The organism is Escherichia sp. S10b, assembly GCF_028421345.1.
Taxonomy (GTDB): domain Bacteria; phylum Pseudomonadota; class Gammaproteobacteria; order Enterobacterales; family Enterobacteriaceae; genus ECMA0423.
In genome coordinates this window covers 1-960 of the sequence record NZ_JAHZSO010000101.1, presented here as the reverse complement: position 1 = coordinate 960, position 960 = coordinate 1, and the positions used below count along the sequence as shown (strand labels likewise).

1 protein-coding gene is annotated in these 960 nt (G+C 59.0%); it reads right to left on the bottom strand.

Going from position 1 to position 960, the window contains the following annotated elements; all coding sequences use genetic code 11:
- Positions 1-960 (bottom strand): AAA family ATPase (locus FTE26_RS08175; protein ID WP_272457538.1); only part of this gene is annotated, 960 nt, incomplete at both ends.

Below are 960 nucleotides of genomic sequence, written 5' to 3'. Positions count from 1 at the left end.
ATGCAGAAAGGACGCCAGCGTCTGTGCATCCACGCCGGCGCTGCGCATCTCACCGACCGCACGGTGCGTGGGCCCCAGCCCCACAACTCGGGGACGCTCACTCGCCGGCAGCATGTTCACGGCTGACATCACCGCCCGGAACTGTGTGGTCTTACCCACACCGGCATAACCCTGTACCACCGTGAAACGGTCGGACGTTTCCAGTATCATACGGGTGGCGGCACGCTGTCCCGACGTTAACGTCTCCATGAGTTCGCCGGGTACTCTCTCCATCAACGGCGTGACCGCCTCCTTACCTTCGAGAATATGGCGAAGAATACTTTTTTCTGCCTCATACGACGCACGGGAAACCAGCAGACCTGTGCCATAGCCTTTTGCCACATCCACATACAGTAAGTCACCGCGTTTTATCTGCGCATTGATTTCCCCTCCCAGTTCAGTAAAACCGGTTCCTTCTGCAGCAAACGACTTCGCCTCTGTCAGCAGGTCCACCATGCTGAAGGCCAGGTTTTTACTTTCCAGCACAGGAAGGGCCAGATGAATGGCCTGCTGTGCCGGCGTGTGAAGCCCGGCTTTCTGCAGACTGATAGCGGTTTCCAGCAATGTCTCACCGGCACGCGCCTTTATCTGATCAGAAACCACCGTAAAGGAGGGATGGCGGGCAAGTTTTTCCGCAGTACGGGGTTCATCCAGCGAGGAATACAGCCGGACATCACGACCACTGCGGGCCAGACCGTTCAGGGTCGCGTTGTCCATCGCCATCTGTGTGACGGAGGCAAAAACCGTCGCACTGTCGCTGACGGAATGCCCGGGCGTTTCCACCCAGCCGTTCTCCAGCTTCAGTGCCGTGAATGGTGAATCAGCCACAGGCAGGGTGGCCGGTTCAGCCCGCCCCGGCACAACAACCGTCATCGCATCTTCACTGACGGATGCCACCTGCAGGCGGTCACCGCCGGAGAC